17 protein-coding genes are annotated in these 15,294 nt (G+C 70.8%); 16 read left to right on the top strand and 1 reads right to left on the bottom strand.

The features are described 5' to 3' along the window. Nucleotides 1-107: 107 nt before the first annotated feature. The 10 genes from HNR73_RS37020 (at nt 108) to HNR73_RS37065 (ending at nt 9,102) form a co-directional block, all read left to right on the top strand. Nucleotides 108-905 carry a tryptophan 2,3-dioxygenase gene (locus HNR73_RS37020; RefSeq protein ID WP_184792743.1) on the top strand — a complete coding sequence of 266 codons (798 nt, stop codon included), beginning with the start codon at nt 108-110 and terminating at the stop codon, nt 903-905. A gap of 137 nt (nt 906-1,042) precedes the next feature. Next, entirely contained in the window at nt 1,043-2,371 is a 1,329-nt protein-coding gene (locus HNR73_RS37025) for a serine/threonine-protein kinase (RefSeq protein WP_184792744.1), read from the top strand. Between the two features lie 139 nt (nt 2,372-2,510). After that, nucleotides 2,511-3,014: a PadR family transcriptional regulator gene (locus HNR73_RS37030; RefSeq protein WP_184792745.1), complete on the top strand. Its 504-nt coding sequence runs from the start codon at nt 2,511-2,513 to the stop codon at nt 3,012-3,014. A gap of 49 nt (nt 3,015-3,063) precedes the next feature. Next, nucleotides 3,064-4,200 carry a peptide chain release factor 2 gene (prfB, locus tag HNR73_RS37035; RefSeq protein ID WP_184792746.1) on the top strand — a complete coding sequence of 379 codons (1,137 nt, stop codon included), beginning with the start codon at nt 3,064-3,066 and terminating at the stop codon, nt 4,198-4,200. Nucleotides 4,201-4,310: 110 nt separating this feature from the next. After that, nucleotides 4,311-4,991 (top strand): cell division ATP-binding protein FtsE, encoded by a 681-nt coding sequence (gene ftsE, locus HNR73_RS37040; RefSeq protein ID WP_184792747.1) that lies wholly within the window; start codon nt 4,311-4,313, stop codon nt 4,989-4,991. A 27-nt stretch (nt 4,992-5,018) separates the two neighbouring features. Beyond that, nucleotides 5,019-5,900 carry a permease-like cell division protein FtsX gene (gene ftsX / locus HNR73_RS37045; RefSeq protein ID WP_184792748.1) on the top strand — a complete coding sequence of 294 codons (882 nt, stop codon included), beginning with the start codon at nt 5,019-5,021 and terminating at the stop codon, nt 5,898-5,900. 114 nt (nt 5,901-6,014) lie between these two features. Beyond that, a complete protein-coding gene (locus HNR73_RS37050; RefSeq protein ID WP_239122042.1) occupies nt 6,015-7,334 on the top strand; it encodes a M23 family metallopeptidase in 1,320 nt (439 codons plus the stop codon). 9 nt (nt 7,335-7,343) lie between these two features. Beyond that, on the top strand, nt 7,344-7,823 hold the full coding sequence (smpB, locus tag HNR73_RS37055) for an SsrA-binding protein SmpB (RefSeq protein ID WP_184792749.1): 480 nt from the start codon (nt 7,344-7,346) through the stop codon (nt 7,821-7,823). Nucleotides 7,824-7,885: 62 nt separating this feature from the next. After that, a complete protein-coding gene (locus HNR73_RS37060; protein ID WP_184792750.1) occupies nt 7,886-8,491 on the top strand; it encodes a cellulose binding domain-containing protein in 606 nt (201 codons plus the stop codon). A gap of 107 nt (nt 8,492-8,598) precedes the next feature. Beyond that, nucleotides 8,599-9,102 (top strand): hemerythrin domain-containing protein, encoded by a 504-nt coding sequence (locus tag HNR73_RS37065; protein ID WP_203686006.1) that lies wholly within the window; start codon nt 8,599-8,601, stop codon nt 9,100-9,102. 2 nt (nt 9,103-9,104) lie between these two features. Here HNR73_RS37065 and HNR73_RS37070 read toward each other — a convergent pair whose 3' ends face one another. Continuing rightward, nucleotides 9,105-9,905 (bottom strand): S-methyl-5'-thioadenosine phosphorylase, encoded by an 801-nt coding sequence (locus HNR73_RS37070; protein ID WP_203686004.1) that lies wholly within the window; start codon nt 9,903-9,905, stop codon nt 9,105-9,107. A 103-nt stretch (nt 9,906-10,008) separates the two neighbouring features. On the opposite strand from HNR73_RS37070, the gene HNR73_RS37075 reads away from it, so the two are divergent. Genes HNR73_RS37075 through HNR73_RS37095 form a run of 6 tightly spaced genes read left to right on the top strand, consistent with a single transcriptional unit; the run spans nt 10,009 to nt 15,279 of the window. Next, entirely contained in the window at nt 10,009-11,157 is a 1,149-nt protein-coding gene (locus HNR73_RS37075; protein WP_184792752.1) for an NAD-dependent epimerase/dehydratase family protein, read from the top strand. Continuing rightward, a complete protein-coding gene (locus tag HNR73_RS37080; protein WP_184792753.1) occupies nt 11,154-11,804 on the top strand; it encodes a glycosyltransferase family 2 protein in 651 nt (216 codons plus the stop codon). Before HNR73_RS37075 ends, HNR73_RS37080 begins: the two co-directional genes overlap by 4 nt. Further along, nucleotides 11,801-12,430: a TIGR04282 family arsenosugar biosynthesis glycosyltransferase gene (locus HNR73_RS39295; RefSeq protein ID WP_203686002.1), complete on the top strand. Its 630-nt coding sequence runs from the start codon at nt 11,801-11,803 to the stop codon at nt 12,428-12,430. The genes HNR73_RS37080 and HNR73_RS39295 overlap by 4 nt, the downstream gene beginning before the upstream one ends. After that, nucleotides 12,427-13,173 carry a methyltransferase domain-containing protein gene (locus HNR73_RS39300; RefSeq protein ID WP_203685999.1) on the top strand — a complete coding sequence of 249 codons (747 nt, stop codon included), beginning with the start codon at nt 12,427-12,429 and terminating at the stop codon, nt 13,171-13,173. Before HNR73_RS39295 ends, HNR73_RS39300 begins: the two co-directional genes overlap by 4 nt. Beyond that, on the top strand, nt 13,161-14,549 hold the full coding sequence (locus HNR73_RS37090; RefSeq protein ID WP_203685997.1) for a glycosyltransferase 87 family protein: 1,389 nt from the start codon (nt 13,161-13,163) through the stop codon (nt 14,547-14,549). Before HNR73_RS39300 ends, HNR73_RS37090 begins: the two co-directional genes overlap by 13 nt. Beyond that, nucleotides 14,491-15,279 carry an HAD family hydrolase gene (locus HNR73_RS37095; protein ID WP_184792755.1) on the top strand — a complete coding sequence of 263 codons (789 nt, stop codon included), beginning with the start codon at nt 14,491-14,493 and terminating at the stop codon, nt 15,277-15,279. Before HNR73_RS37090 ends, HNR73_RS37095 begins: the two co-directional genes overlap by 59 nt. Nucleotides 15,280-15,294 lie beyond the last annotated feature (15 nt).

A 15,294-nucleotide genomic window follows, 5' to 3' on the forward strand; every position in this document is an offset into this window, starting at 1 on the left:
CACGTGCGGAGGCGGGTGGCGTTCGCGCCGCCCGCCTTCTTCGTGCCCCGGTCACGCGCTCGTTCGTCCCCGCGACGACCGTCACCGAGACGCGCTACCGTGATCTCGTGACCGATGCACCCACCACCCCCCGGTTCGGCGAGCAGGGCGGCGTACTGACCTACGGCAGCTACCTGCGCATCCCGCAACTCCTCGACCAGCAGCACCCCGCCTCCGACCCCGAGGCGCACGACGAGCTGCTGTTCATCACGATCCACCAGGTCTACGAGTTGTGGTTCAAGCTGCTCCTGCACGAGCTTGACGACGCGCGCGACCAGATGCTCAAGGGCGACGCCTACGTCCCCCGGGTGCGTCTGACCCGCTGCCACGCGATCCTGCGCGTCCTGGTCGGGCAGGTCGACGTGATCGACACGATGACGCCGCAGGACTTCCTGCAGTTCCGCAACCGGCTCGCGCCGGCCTCGGGTTTCCAGTCGGTCCAGTTCCGCGAGGTCGAGTTCATCTCCGGCATGAAGGACCCCGGGTACCTCAAGCGCTTCCGCGGCCTCACCGACGACGAGCGCGCCAGGCTGACCGCCCGCCTGGAGGAGCCGTCGCTGTGGGACGGGTTCCTCACCGCCATGCGCCACGCCGGGTTCAAGACCGACACCGAGGACCAGCGCGTCCAGGCGTACCGGACCATCGCGGGCGACCGCGCGGCCCACGGGCAGCTGTGGGACCTCGCCGAGGCCCTCGTCGACCACGACCAGCTCCTGTCCATGTGGCGCGCCCGGCACGTGCTCATGGCCGAACGCCAGATCGGCACGAAACCCGGCACCGGGGGCAGCGCGGGCGGCGCCTACCTGAGGTCGAGGGTCGAGCTGCGGTGCTACCCGGAACTGTGGGAACTGCGGAGCATGCTCTAGCCGCGCGGGGGCTCACTCCCCCCTTCGTGCCACCCTCTCCGCCGCCGCGGGCGTCCCGCCCTCCGTCGCCATACCGTGGACCGGTCGGCGGGACAGACCAGACGCACCCACCCCGCCGTCGGAACCGGGGAGACACCATGACCGAGCGGCTGGCCGACAGGTACGTCCTTGAGACCGAGCTCGCGCGCGGAGCCGCCGGCACCGTCTACCGTGCGGTCGACACCGCCACCGGCGAGAAGGTCGCCGTCAAGGTCCTCCGGCACGAGGCCGCGGCCGAACCCGGCGTCGTCTCCGCCTTCCTCGACGAGGCCGAGGTCCTCGCCGAGATCGACCACCCCGGCATCGTCCGCCCCCGCGACTTCGTCGCCACCGACGAGGTCATGGCCCTCGTCATGGACCTCGTCGAAGGCGTCGACCTGCGCCGCCAGATCCGCGAACGCGGACCGCTGCGTCCCGCCCAGGCCGCGAGGATCGTCAGCCAGCTCGCCGCCGCGCTCGCCGCCATCCACGCCGTCGGGATCGTCCACGGCGACGTGAAGCCGGGCAACGTGCTCGTCCCCTTCGCGGGCGGATCGGTGCGTCTGGCCGATTTCGGCGTCGCGCACCGCAGCACCGCCGAATACGGCCCCACGCACGGCACTCCCGAGTACGTCGCGCCCGAGATCATCGACGGTGCGGGCAGCTCCGGAAAGGCCGACGTCTACGGCATCGGCCTGATCCTCTACGAGATGCTGTCCGGCCGCAGCCCTTACCGCGGCGGCCCGGTCGACGTGGTCCTCAAACGTCACCGGGAATGCGCGCCGGCGCCATTCCCGAACTGCCCGCCGCAGTTGTGGTCGCTGATCCTGGCGTGCACACAGGTCGACCCCGAACTGCGTCCCGACGCCGCCGATCTGCCCTCCCGCGTGCAGCTGGCGATGCCGTCGCTTGAGACCCTTCCGCCGCTTCCCGTGATGCCGGCCGACCTCCCCACGTACCAATCCCGACAGGTGGGCACGAACCGTCCAGAGGGGACGGTCCCGCCGGTCGAGATGAGCTATCCGGAACCCGCCGCGGCGACCTCCGTGATGCAGATCGCAGCGACCACTTCCAGTGTGGAGGACAGCGCGGCGCGTGAGCGGCGAAACCGCCGGGTCCTCATTGGAGCCGGCGTGGGGGCCGTGGTGGCTCTGGCGACTCTTGGTGCGTATGTCCTTTTCGGAGGGAACTCCGGCGACGGCCCGGGCGATCCTGGGCAGCAACCGGCCGCGGTCACCTCCGAGAATCCCGAGATCCCTTCTCCCACAACGGATCCGACCGATCCGGAGACGGACTCGGCGCCCTCGCAGGATCCGACACTGGGGCCGGAAACGGACTCTACAGAGGACGACACGCCGACTGATCCCGGTGATGGCAATGACAATGGTGAAATTCCGTTGGTCCCGGGTCAAGAGCAACTTGGGTCACCGTTGCCGCAGTTCCCCTGATTTCCGTTCCCTCGCGGCAAATCGACGGTCACTCGACAGTGGACCGAGCGTCACCGCAGTTCAGCGTACGAGTGAGACGGTGCACATTGGATCACCCAAATGTCAACCTCCGAGATGGGGCTATGGCATTCTTGATCACATGGCGAAAAAGAATGTGAATGCCACTGCCGCGGCGCTGCTCGGACTACTGCACGACGGCCCGATGACCGGTGGTCAACTCATCGCGGAGGCCAACCGCCGTCTCGGTCCGTTCTGGAGCATGACGCGCAGCCAGGTTTACCGCGAACTCCCGGCCTTGGCCGAGGAGGGCTACGTGAAGGTCGGCAAGCCCGGCCCGCGGGCCAGTGTTCCGTACAAGATCACCGCTACCGGCAAGAAGGCGTTCACCCGTTGGCTCGGTGAGGAGACCGGCTTCGAGCAGCTCCGCAACCCCGTCGCCCTGCGCACGGCGTTCTCCGAGCACTTGTCCCCCGGTGACATCAAGTCGATGTACGAGTCGGCGACCGAGTACCACAAGGCAGCTTTGAACGACGTCCGCGCCGAGGCCAAGGAGCGCGGCGACGACCCGCACGCCGCCGCCGCGCTGGAGTTCGCCGTCGGCTACCACAAGGCCGCCCTCGCGTGGCTCAAGTCGGTCTCCTAGAAGACGCCTTCGAAGATCATGGTTTGCGGTGGGCGTAGGGTTGACGGTTGTGACCAGCCATGATCTGACCGCCGAACTCCGCGATCTGGACTCGACACTGCGGACGGTCGAGTCGGTGCTCGACCTCGACGCCCTGGCCAAGGAGAAGACCGAGCTGGAGTCCATCGCGGCCGAGCCAGGCCTGTGGGACACCCCTGACAAGGCTCAGAAGGTCACGTCACGGCTCTCGTACGTGCAAGGCGAACTGAACCGCGTCACGGGTCTGCGGCACAGGCTCGAAGACGCCGAAGTGCTCCTGGAACTGGCCGCCGACGAAAGCGACGAAGGGACGCTGTCGGAGGCCCGTCAGGAGATCGCGAATCTGCGCAAGCTCGTCGACGAGTTGGAGGTTCGTACCCTCCTGTCCGGCCCGTACGACGAGCGCGAAGCCTTGGTCACCGTCCGCTCCGGCGCGGGTGGTGCCGACGCCAGCGACTTCGCCGAACAGCTCATGCGGATGTATCTGCGCTGGGCCGAACGGCACAAATATCCCACCGAGGTCTACGACGTCTCATACGCGGAGGAGGCGGGCATCAAGTCCGCCACCTTCGCGATCAAGGCGCCCTATATCTACGGGACCCTCTCGGTCGAGCAGGGCACGCACCGGATGGTGCGGATCTCGAAGTACGACAACCAGGGCCGCCGCCAGACCGCCTTCGCGGCCGTGGAGGTCGTGCCGGTCGTCGAGACCACCGACCAGATCGAGGTTCCCGACGACGAGATCCGCGTCGACGTCTACCGCGCCTCCGGTCCCGGCGGGCAGGGCGTCAACACCACCGACTCGGCGGTCCGCATCACGCACCTGCCGACCGGTCTGGTCGCCTCCTGCCAGAACGAGCGCAGCCAGCTCCAGAACAAGGCCAGCGCGATGGCCGTCCTTATGGCCAAACTCCTCCAGCGCAAGCGCGCCGAGGAGGAGGCCGAGATCAACGAGCTGCGAGGTGACGTCACGGCGTCGTGGGGCGACCAGATGCGCACCTACGTGCAGCACCCGTACCAGATGGTGAAGGATCTGCGAACGGGTTGGGAGACCAACCAACCGGACAGTGTTCTCGACGGCGATATCGACGGTCTCATCGAAGCGGGCATCCGCTGGCGCAAACAGCGCGAAACGGCCGAAGCGGCCGAAGCGGGGACCAAGGATTGAGCCCTTTTCGGCCGAAAGGCTGAACGCGCCCTAGGAAGTACGAGCCTGTTTGCAGATATCCCCAAGGGGTGTGGTGCCGCTCGCAGGTGGCGCGCGTAGACTCTCGACCCGTGATTCGCCTTGAGCACGTGACCAAGAAGTACGCGCGGGCCAGTAGGCCGTCGATCGAGGACATCAACGTCTCGATCGACAAGGGTGAGTTCGTCTTCTTCATCGGCCCGACGGGTGCCGGCAAGTCGACGATCATCAAGCTGCTGCTCCGTGAGGAGACGCCCAACAAGGGCAAGATCTGGGTCAACGACAAGGAGGTCGTCGGCATGCGCTCGTGGCGGGTGCCGGCCTTCCGTCGGTCGCTCGGCTGCGTCTTCCAGGACTTCCGGCTGCTGCCGACCCGGACCGCCGCGGAGAACGTGGCGTTCGCGCTTGAGGTCATCGGCAAGTCCAAGGCCGTCGCCCGTCGCGTCGTCCCCGAGGTTCTCGAACTCGTCGGTCTGGGCGGTAAAGAGCACCGCTACCCCCACGAGTTGTCCGGTGGTGAGCAGCAGCGCGTGGCCATCGCGCGCGCGTTCGTCAACCGCCCACTGGTGCTCCTCGCCGACGAGCCGACCGGAAACCTCGACCCCGACACATCCGTGGAGATCATGCGGCTGCTGGACCGGATCAACCGGACCGGCACCACGATCGTCATGGTCACCCACGACTCGAACATCGTGAACCAGATGCGCCGCCGCGTCATCGAGATGGAGGGCGGTCACGTCGTCCGTGACCAGTCCCGCGGCGTCTACGGCTGACGGTCGAGGCAGGAGAATAGAGAAGCGATGCGCGCGAAATATGTCCTGTCCGAAGTACTGGTCGGCCTGTGGCGCAATGTCACGATGACCATCGCCATGATCGTCACCATGGCGGTCTCGCTGGCGATGCTCGGAGCGAGCCTCCTGTTGTACTTCCAGGTGAGCGACATGGAGGAGTACTACTACACCAAGCTTGAGGTGTCGATCTTCTTCGACAAGGACGCCACCCAGGCCCAGATGGACGCCATCGGCGCCGAGGTCGACGCCGACCCGCTGATCGCGGAGTGGGACTTCGAGACCAAGGACGAGGCCTACAAGCGCTTCCAGGAGATGTTCAAGGAAGCGCCCGACCTGGTCAACGCCGCCCAGCCCGAGTCGCTGCCGGCGTCGTACCGCGTCAAGCCCGTCGACCCGGACAACTCCCAAGCCCTGATCGAGAAGTACAAGGGCAAGGAAGCCGTCGCCAACGTCGTCGACCAGCGCAAGGTCCTGGAGAAGATCTTCGAGATCTTCGGCGGCATGCAGAAGCTCGCCCTCGTCATCGCGATCGTGCAGGGGCTGGCGGCCCTGCTCCTGGTGGCCAACACCATCCAGGTCGCGGCCTTCTCGAAACGGCGGGAGGTGGCGATCATGAAACTGGTCGGTGCCTCGAACTGGTTCGTCCAGGCGCCCTTCGTCCTTGAGGCGGTGTTCGCCGGCATCATCGGCGCCATCCTGGCCTACCTGACGCTCATCGGGGTGAAGATCTTCATCATCGACGGGACCTTCAAGAGCCTGTTCCAAAGCACGGTCCTGACACCGATCCCATGGTCGAACGTGCACCTCATGTTCCCGATCCTGGCGGGCATCGCCGGGGTGGTCAGCGCCGTCACGGGCTGGGTCACCCTGAGATTCCAGATCAAGGTCTAGTCCGGCCGAACGGACACAAAAGACGGTGGCCCGCGCGTGCAGCGCGGGCCACCGTCTTTTGTGCATAGCGGATAAATCCACATCAGACCGGCCAATGCGAGTAAGTTGTGGCACATGCGTCACCGTTGGTTTACCGGAGCCACCGCCACCGTCGCCATCGGACTGTTGCTGCTGACCGCCGGGTCGGCGCACGCGGATCCCGCCGACGACAAGGCGCGTGTCGACCGCGAGCTCGCCAAGGCCGAGGCCGCCCTCGAAGGAGCCACCGAACGGGCTCAGGAGGCCGTCAAGGCGCTCGCGGAGGTGAAGGGCAGACTGCCCGGGGCCAAGGACGCTCTGGCCGAGGCGGAGGGGATCCTGGCCGCCGCGCGCATCGCCGCCGAGGCCGCCACGGAGAAGGCCGAGGCCGCCCAGGTGGTCTACGAGAAGGCCAGCGACAAGATGGCCGCCGCCGACCAGGCCGTCGACGACGCCCAGGAAACCGTCGGCGACAGCGTGTCGGCCGCCTACCAGGGCCTCGGGGTGGTCGCCTTCAGCAGCGTCCTCAACGCCCGCAGCCCGGGCGAGGTCGTCGACCGGCTCACCTACGTCGACAAGCTCGCCGACAGCCAGGACGAGGCCCTCGACGAGGTGCTCAAGGCCGGCCTGGTCGCCAAGGAGCGCCAGAACGAGACCCTGGTCGCCAAACAGGAGGCCGACGACGCCCGCGAGGCCGCCGAGGACGCCGTCGCGGCCGCCGAGACGCGCGCCGCCGAGGCCGAGGCCTACCAGGCCGCCCTGAGCGAGCTGTACCGCACGCGTGACGCGGCCGCCGCCGTCGCCGAGGAAGAACGCGACGAGAGCCTCGCGCGTTATGACCGTCTCGAAGAGGAGAGCGAGCGCATCGAGCGCATGCTCCAAGCCGCCGCGTCGTCCAACAACGGCAACGGCAACGGGAGTGGTTCCGGCGACAACGGCAACGACGACGGCCCGCCGCCGTCCTCGCACGGCGCGCGCCTGTCGATGCCGGTCAGCGGCTGGAAGTCCTCCGACTTCGGGATGCGCTATGACCCGTACTACAACGTGTGGCAGCTGCACGCGGGCATGGACCTCGCCGCGGGTGGCGGGGCGCCGATCCGCGCGGCGGCGGGCGGCCGTGTCGTGCAGGCCGGGTGGAACGGCGGCTACGGCAACTACACCTGCATCTACCACGGCAAGGGCATCTCGACCTGCTACGCCCACCAGTCGTCGATCGGGGTGTGGGTCGGGCAGCACGTCAAGCGCGGCGAGTACATCGGCAGCGTCGGCACGACCGGCGCCTCGACCGGCAACCACCTGCACTTCGAGGTCCGGGTCAACGGCAGTCCGGTCAACCCGGACGGCTGGCTGCCCGGCTGCCTGTGCTTAACGGCGGTCCCGCGTTATCCGATCGCCGGTGATCGACGGTTTGGATAGGATGTCGGGATGCCAAGGGAGAAGGGCCAGAAGGTCATCGCGTCCAACAAGAAGGCCCGTCACGACTACACGATCCTCGACACCTACGAGGCGGGGCTGGTGCTCACCGGCACCGAGGTGAAGTCGCTGCGGGCGGGTCGCGCCTCCCTGGTCGACGCCTTCGGGGACATCCGCAACGGCGAGTTGTTCCTGCACAACGCGCACATCCCGACGTACGTGGAAGGCACCTGGAACAACCACACGCCCCGGCGGCCCCGGAAGCTCCTGCTGCACCGCGGCGAGCTCGACAAGCTGATCGGGAAGGTGCACGAGAGCGGACTCACGCTCATTCCCCTGTCGCTGTACTTTAAGGACGGCTGGGCCAAGGTCGAGATCGGCCTCGCCAAGGGTAAGAAGAGCTACGACAAGCGGCAGGACATCGCCAAGCGCGACGCCGACCGCGAGATCGCCCGTGCCATGGGCCGTCGCGGCAAGGGAATGACCGACTAGGCAACCCCCGCCGGTCCCCGGCGCATCGAAGAGTGTGTGCGCATCAGGGAAGTGTGGAGTCTATGAGCGGTGCCCGCCGTAGGTGGACCTTCGGAAGCTGGCCGTCCATCATCACGGTCTTCACCGTGCTCACCGTGGTGTTCCTCGCCGTCTGGCTGATCAGTCAGAGCAGTGCCGGAGCACCCCGGCCGGAGGGCAACGACGACTTTCCCGTCGTGCCCGACTACATCGGGCCGACGCCGGATCCGCGCGAGTCCGACGCCGAGGGTTCGCTGTCGCCCGCCTCGCCTTCCCCGTCGCCGTCCTCGAAGTCGCCGACGCCTCCGCCGCCGCCTCCGGAGGAGCCGGATCCGGAGCCGTTGCGGGCGGACGTGTCGACGGGCGATCCGGACTGGCTCGGTGAGGTCGACAGCACGGTCGTCGTGGCCAACCCCAACGACGAGGACGTCGACGGTTGGACCGTCGTCATCGTCCTTTCCGACGGCATGACGGTCATCGACGCCGAAGGCGCGACCTACTCGGTCGACGGGCAGAAGGTGACGTTCAAGCCGGACGGAAACGCCGTCGTCCCGGGTGGCGGGGACATCGAGTTCTACTTCAGCGGCCACGGGTCCGACGACAGCTCGAACGACGTGCGCTCCTGCCGGATCAACGGCCACCGCTGCTGAGGACTTGACGGCGGCGCCGTCGCATGATCCACTCTTCGGCAGCGTCGCAGTGCACCCGGCATATTGTCCGCCGAGGGCGCGGAGGCGCGGTACGCAAGGAATCCCACGTGTCCCACACCGACCACAATGGACGCCTGTCCGCTTTCGGCGGCCAGCTCGTCGCCGTGCACATCTGGCTCCGCGAGGAGCTCGCCGCGCTGCGCGAGGGCATCGGCTCATATCTCGACGGCGGTGAACGCCCCCGTGAGCTGGGCCTCCACTGCCTGACCTTCTGCTCTGTCCTGACCCGGCACCACTCCGAGGAGGACGGCGAGGTCTTCGGCGCCGTCGCCGCCGAGTTCCCCGAGCTGGCACCGGTTCTCGACGAGCTGCGCGCCGACCACGTCATGGTCGCCGCGACCCTCACCTCGGTGCGGGAGCTCGTGGAGCGCCTGGACGGCGAGACCGGAACCGATGGGGCCGAAGGGATCGAGCGCGAGCTCGACACCCTCGCGGCCCTGCTGGAGACGCACTTCCTCTACGAGGAGAAGAAGATCGCCGAGGCCCTCGACCGGCTCGGCGCCGGCGGTCTGCCCGCCGACGCCATCTCCCGCGTCCTGCCGGAGACCTGAGCTCAGGCCGGCCGCGGGCGCAGGGCGGCGCAGTCGCAGCCGGGATCGTCGGGCAGCGAGCCGAGCAGGGCCGCCAGGACCGCCCGGAGCCGGTCGACGTTGCGCGCGAAGGCCGCGAAGACCTCCTCCTGCGTCACGCCCGCGCCCGCCTCGACACCGGCGTCGTAGTCGGTGACCAGGCACAGCGGGATGTAGCAGAGGCCCAGCTCGCGGGCCAGGACGACCTCGGGGTGCGCGGTCATGCCGACGATCGACCAGCCCTGGGCGGAGTACCAGACCGATTCGGCGCGGGTCGAGAAGCGCGGGCCCTGGATGACGACCTGCGTGCCGCCGTCGACGGCCGGCCAGCCGGCCGCGGCGGCGGCCTCGACGGCGCTGCGGCGGCCGGTGGGGCAGTAGGGGTCGGCGAAGGAGGCATGGGCCACCCCGGGGCCGTCGAAGTAGGTCTGCTCGCGGCCGGTGGTGCGGTCGACGAGCTGGTCGGGGACGACGAGGCTGCCGGGCGGCAGGTCGGCGCGCAGGCTCCCGACGGCGCCGACGCCGATGACCCGGCGGACGCCCTGGGCCTGGAGGGCGAAGAGGTTGGCCCGGTAGGGGACCTTGTGCGGCGGGTGCTCGTGGCCGCGTCCGTGCCGGGGCAGGAACACGACCTCGCGGTCGCCGTAGACGCCGGTGGTGAGCCGGTCGCTGGGGTCGCCGTAGGGCGTTTCCCGGCTCTTCTCGGCGGGCGTGTCGAGCAGCGAGTACAGGCCGGAGCCGCCGATGACGCCGATGGGCGCGCGGGGTGTGGTCGACTGGTTCACGCCGCCCAGACTACGGACCGGGACGTGCCCGATTCCTTACGAATCCCTGACGGCCCGCCGATTCGGGGGTGGCGGCCGTTGAGCCGCAACTAGCGTGCGGGGCATGCGGGTACTGGTCACCGGCGGTGCCGGGTTCATCGGTTCACACATCGTGGGCGCGTTGCGGGACGGCGGGCACGAGGTCGTCGTGCTCGACGCGCTGCTCCCGACGGCGCACGCCTCGCGGCCGGAGTTGGGCGACGGCGGGCGGTGGGAACGGGCTTCGGCCGGCGAAGGAGGAGCGGGGCGACCGAGCGGCCACAACCGTGGCGCCCGACCCGAACCGCCCGGTGGCGTGGCCTGGCTGCACGGCGATGTCCGCGACCGCGCGACCGTCGACAACGCGCTGGAGGGTGTGGACGCCGTTTGCCACCAGGCCGCGATGGTCGGCCTCGGCAAGGACTTCACCGACGCGCCCGACTACGTCTCCTGCAACGAGTTCGGCACCGCCGTGCTGCTGGCGGGCATGGCCGCGGCGGGCGTCGAACGCCTCGTGCTCGCCGGATCCATGGTCGTCTACGGCGAAGGCGCCTACCGCTGCGCCGAGCACGGGCCGGTGCGCCCGGCCCCGCGCGCGAAGGCCGACCTCGACGCGGGCCGTTTCGAACCGCCGTGCCCCGACTGCGGGCGGTCCCTCGCTCCCGGCCTCGTCGGCGAGGACGCCCCGGTCGACCCGCGCAACGTCTACGCGGCCACGAAGGTCGCCCAGGAGCACCTGTCGTCGGCGTGGGCGCGCATGACCGGCGGCACCGCCGTGTCGCTGCGCTACCACAACGTCTACGGGCCCGGCATGCCTCGCGACACCCCCTACGCGGGCGTCGCGTCCTTCTTCCGCTCCTCCCTCGCCAAAGGCGAACCCCCGCGCGTGTTCGAGGACGGACGGCAGCGGCGCGACTTCGTGCACGTCCGCGATGTCGCCGCCGCCAACCTCGCCGCCGTGACCGGCGCGCCCGTCCCGCCCGGCGGCTTCGCCGCCTACAACGTCGCCAGCGGCGGCCCGCGGACCGTCGGCGAGCTCGCCACCGAACTGGCGCGGGCCTGCGCCGGCCCGGCGCCGGTCGTGACGGGCGAATACCGGCTCGGCGACGTGCGGCACGTGACCGCCTCGATCGAACGGATCGGCGCGGAACTCGGCTGGGCGCCCCGGGTCGGCTTCGCCGAGGGCATCGACGAGTTCGCCACGGCGGACCCGCGGGAAGGGGCCGCGGTATGAGCCGGGTCGACATCGTCCTGCCCTGCCTCGACGAGGCCGAGGCCCTCCCGTGGGTCCTGGCCCGCGTCCCCGACGGCTACCGCGCGATCGTGGTCGACAACGGGTCCACCGACGGCTCGGCCGGGATCGCCGCCGGGCTGGGCGCCACCGTCGTCACCGAGACCCGCCGCGGTTTCGGCGCCGCCTGCCACGCGGGCCTGTCGGCGGCGACCGCGCCCATCGTGTGCTTCTGCGACTGCGACGCCTCCCTCGACCCCGGTCTCCTGTCCCGCGTCGTCGACCCCGTCGAGGAGGGCACCGCCGACCTCGTCCTCGGCCGCCGCCGCCCCACCGGCCCTGGCGCGTGGCCCGCCCACGCCCGCGTCGGCAACGTCGTGCTGTCCCGCATGATCCGCAAACGCACCGGCGTCCCCCTCCACGACCTCGGCCCCATGCGCGCGGCCCGCCGCACCGCCCTCCTCGACCTCGGCCTCACCGACCGCCGCTCCGGCTACCCCCTCGAAATGGTCGTCAAGGCCGCCGACGCGGGCTGGCGCATCGGCGAGGTCGACGTCCCCTACCTGCCCCGCGCCGGTAGGTCGAAGGTGACCGGCACCTGGAAGGGCACCTGGCACGCCGTGCGCGACATGCGGGCGGTCCTGCGGTGACGACCCTCATCGTCATCGCCAAGGCGCCCGTCCCCGGACGCGTCAAGACCAGGCTCACCCCGCCGTACACGCCGACCGAGGCCGCGTCGCTCGCCGAGGCCGCGCTCGCCGACACCCTCACCACCGTCGCCGCGCTGCCCGTCGCGCGCCGGATCCTCTACCTCGACGGCGCCCCCGGCACGTGGCTCCCGAGCGGCTTCGACGTCGTCCCGCAATGCGGCGGCGGCCTCGACGAACGCCTCGCCGGCGCCTTCCGCCTCCCCGGCGGACCCGCGCTGCTCATCGGCATGGACACACCCCAGGTCACCGCCGCCGACCTCGCGCCCGCGCTCGCCGACGATGCCTGGGAACGCCACGACGCCTACTTCGGGCCCGCCGCCGACGGCGGCTTCTGGGCGCTGGGCCTCGCCCGCCCCGAACCTTCGCTGCTCCTGGGCGTGCCCATGTCGACCGGCACGACCGGCCGCGAACAACGCGCCCGGCTCACCGGCGCCGGACTCTCCATCGGGGACCTGGGGACGCTGCGGGACGTCGACACGGCCGCCGACGTGGCCGCGGTCGCGGCCCTCGCGCCGAGCGGGCGCTTCGCGTCCCGCGCGATCGACCTGGGAGCGGTGATCGCGTGACCCTCACCTCCGTCACGGCGTCCGTCACCGCCTGGGGCGACGACCTCTACGGCACCGCCCTCCGCACCGGCCACGGCCCGCTCTTCCTGCGCAGGGCCGACGGCTGGCTCCTCCCGCTCGACGTCGAACGCTGGTGCGCCCGCGTCGACGACACCGACCTGTCGGTCCTGCGACGCTGCTCCGGGCCGGTCCTCGACGTCGGTTGCGGCCCCGGTCGCTTCGTCGCCGCCCTCGACGAGCGCGGCACCCCCGCCCTGGGCATCGACCTCAGCCCCGACGCCGTCGCCCGGACCGTCGACGGCGGCGGCAGCGCCGAATGCCGTTCGGTCTTCGACCCCCTGCCCGGCGAGGGCACGTGGGGGACCGTCCTGCTCATGGACGGCAACATCGGCATCGGCGGCGACCCGGCCGCGCTCCTGCGCCGCACCGCGCGCCTGGTCCGGCCCGGCGGGCTCCTGCTCGCCGAGGTCGCGCCGGTCGACGTCGACGAACGGCTCAGCGTGCGCGTCGACAACGGGCGCGGCGAGCGCGGCCACGACTTCCCGTGGGCCCGCGTGGGCGCGCCCGCGTTGCGGCGGCTCGCCGAAGGGACCGGCTGGACGCCCGGCGAGTGGTGGACCGGAGGGGACCGCGCCTTCCTGGCGCTGCGTTGCCCGCGTCCCCGCTCGATCGCGCGGATCCGTCCCCGGAATGGGAAGTCCCGGGCCGTCCCGCTGTTCATGCGCCGGCGGTGGACTCCGTGAAGCTGTGGACGGTGCTCGCCGGCGCGCTGGTCTGCGGGGTCGCGGCGGCGACGGCGGCCGGGATCGGCGGCACGACGCAGATCGCGCCCATGTTCGCCTGGTACGTCGTGGCGTGGGTGTTGTTCGCGGTGGCGGTCTGGGCGCTCGGGCGCGTGCCCGCCCGGCACGCGGTCGTGCTCGTCCTGGCCGGGGGCGCGCTCGTCGGCGCGGCGGGCCTGCTCGCGCAGCCGCGCACCAGCGACGACGCCTACCGCTACGTGTGGGACGGGCGCGTGCAGGCCGCGGGCCTGTCGCCGTACGACCGCACGCCCGCCGACCCGTCGCTGACGCACCTGCGCGACGACCTGCTCTTCCCGCCGGGTGGGGACTGCACCGGCATGTGGGACGCCGGTGACGTGTGCACCCGCGTCAACCGGCCGACCGTGCACACCATCTACCCGCCGGTCGCCGAGGGCTACTTCCTGGTCGTGCACGCCCTGTCGCCGGGCGTCGACGGGATCACCGCCCTGCAGGCCGGCGGATGGCTGCTCGCGATGGGCACGACGGTGGTCCTGCTCCGCGCGGGACGCGGCCGATGGGCGGCGCTGTGGGCGTGGTGCCCCGCCGTCGCGCTCGAAGCGGTGAACAACGCCCACGTCGACGCCCTCGCCGCGCTGCTCACCGTCGCGGCCTTCGCCGTCGTCGCCCGCAGGACGCTCGCCGGGGGAGCGTTGCTCGGCGCGGGCATCGCCGCCAAACTCCTGCCCGCCGTCACGATCCCCGGGCTGCTGTCCGGTGCCCTGCGCGGCTTCCGGCCGCGGTGGCGGGCCCTCGTGCCCGTCGGCGTCGCGCTGGCGACCGTCGCCGCGACCTACGTCCCCTACGTGCTGCTGTCGCGCGGTTCGGTCCTCGGGTACCTCGGCGGCTACGTCGACGAGGAGGGCTACGAGGACTCCGGCGGCGGCCGCTACGCCCTGATCCGCCTGCTCCTGCCCGGCCCGTGGGAAACCCCGGCCGTGCTGCTCGGCGTCACCCTCGCCGTCCTGCTCGCCATGGCCGTCGCGATCGCGGTGCACGGCGACCCGGCGCGACCATGGCGAGGCGCGCTCGCCTTCACCGGCGCCGCCTTCCTGCTCATGACACCCGGCTACGCCTGGTACGCGCTCCTCCTCATCGGCCTCACCGCCCTCGACGGCCGCTGGGAATGGCTCGCCGCGGCCGCCGCGTCGGCGGTCACCTACGTGCCCGGCCAGTACGCCCACACCGAGACCGCCGCTTACGCCGTGGCCGCCGTCATCGTCGTCGCCGGCGCGCTCGCCCGCCGTGGATACTTGCCGCGTGTCCCGCAAACCCCGTCTCGTGGCCACCGACCTCGACGGGACGCTGCTGCGCAGTGACGGCAGTGTCTCCGCCTACACCCTCGACGTCCTCGACCGGGCCCGCCGGGCCGGGATCGAGATCCTCGCCGTCACCGCGCGATCTCCGCTGGGCATCGACGCGATCGCCGTCGACAGCGGCCTGACCGGCAACGCCATCGTCAGCAACGGATCGGTCCTCTACGACATCGGCGAGCGGCGGGTCCTGTCGTCGTCGACGATCGCGGCCGCCGACGCCCGCGAGGCCGCCGAGGAGGCTCTCACGGTCATGCCCGACGCGGGCTTCGCCGTCACGACCGGCCTGAAGATGGTCGCCGACCCGCTGTACGGGGCCATCACCAAGCTGTTCCACACCCGCCGGATCGTCGAGGTCCTCGACGAGCTGTGGGAGACCGAGCACATCGTGCGGCTCTACATGCACAGCCGCACCCTCGACACCGACGGCATGTTCGAGCGCGTCGCCGGGCTCGGCGCGAGCTGGGTGCACGCCGGCGGCGCCTCGATGCTGGAGTTCGGCGCGCCCGGGGTGTCGAAGGCCAGCGCCCTGCGCGCCTACTGCGAGGCCAGGGGCATCGCCGCCGAGGAGGTCGCCGCCTTCGGTGACATGCCCAGCGACCTGGAGATGCTGACCTGGGCCGGGCGCCCGCACGCCGTCGCCAACGCCCACCCGAGCGTCCTCGCCGCCGTGACCGGTCGCGCGCCCGCCAACGACGACGACGGCGTGGCGCGGGTCGTCGAAGGGCTGCTGTAGCTCAGCGTTCACGGT

Origin of the sequence: Phytomonospora endophytica (assembly GCF_014202425.1) — a bacterium.
Classification (GTDB): Bacteria; Actinomycetota; Actinomycetes; order Mycobacteriales; family Micromonosporaceae; genus Phytomonospora; species Phytomonospora endophytica.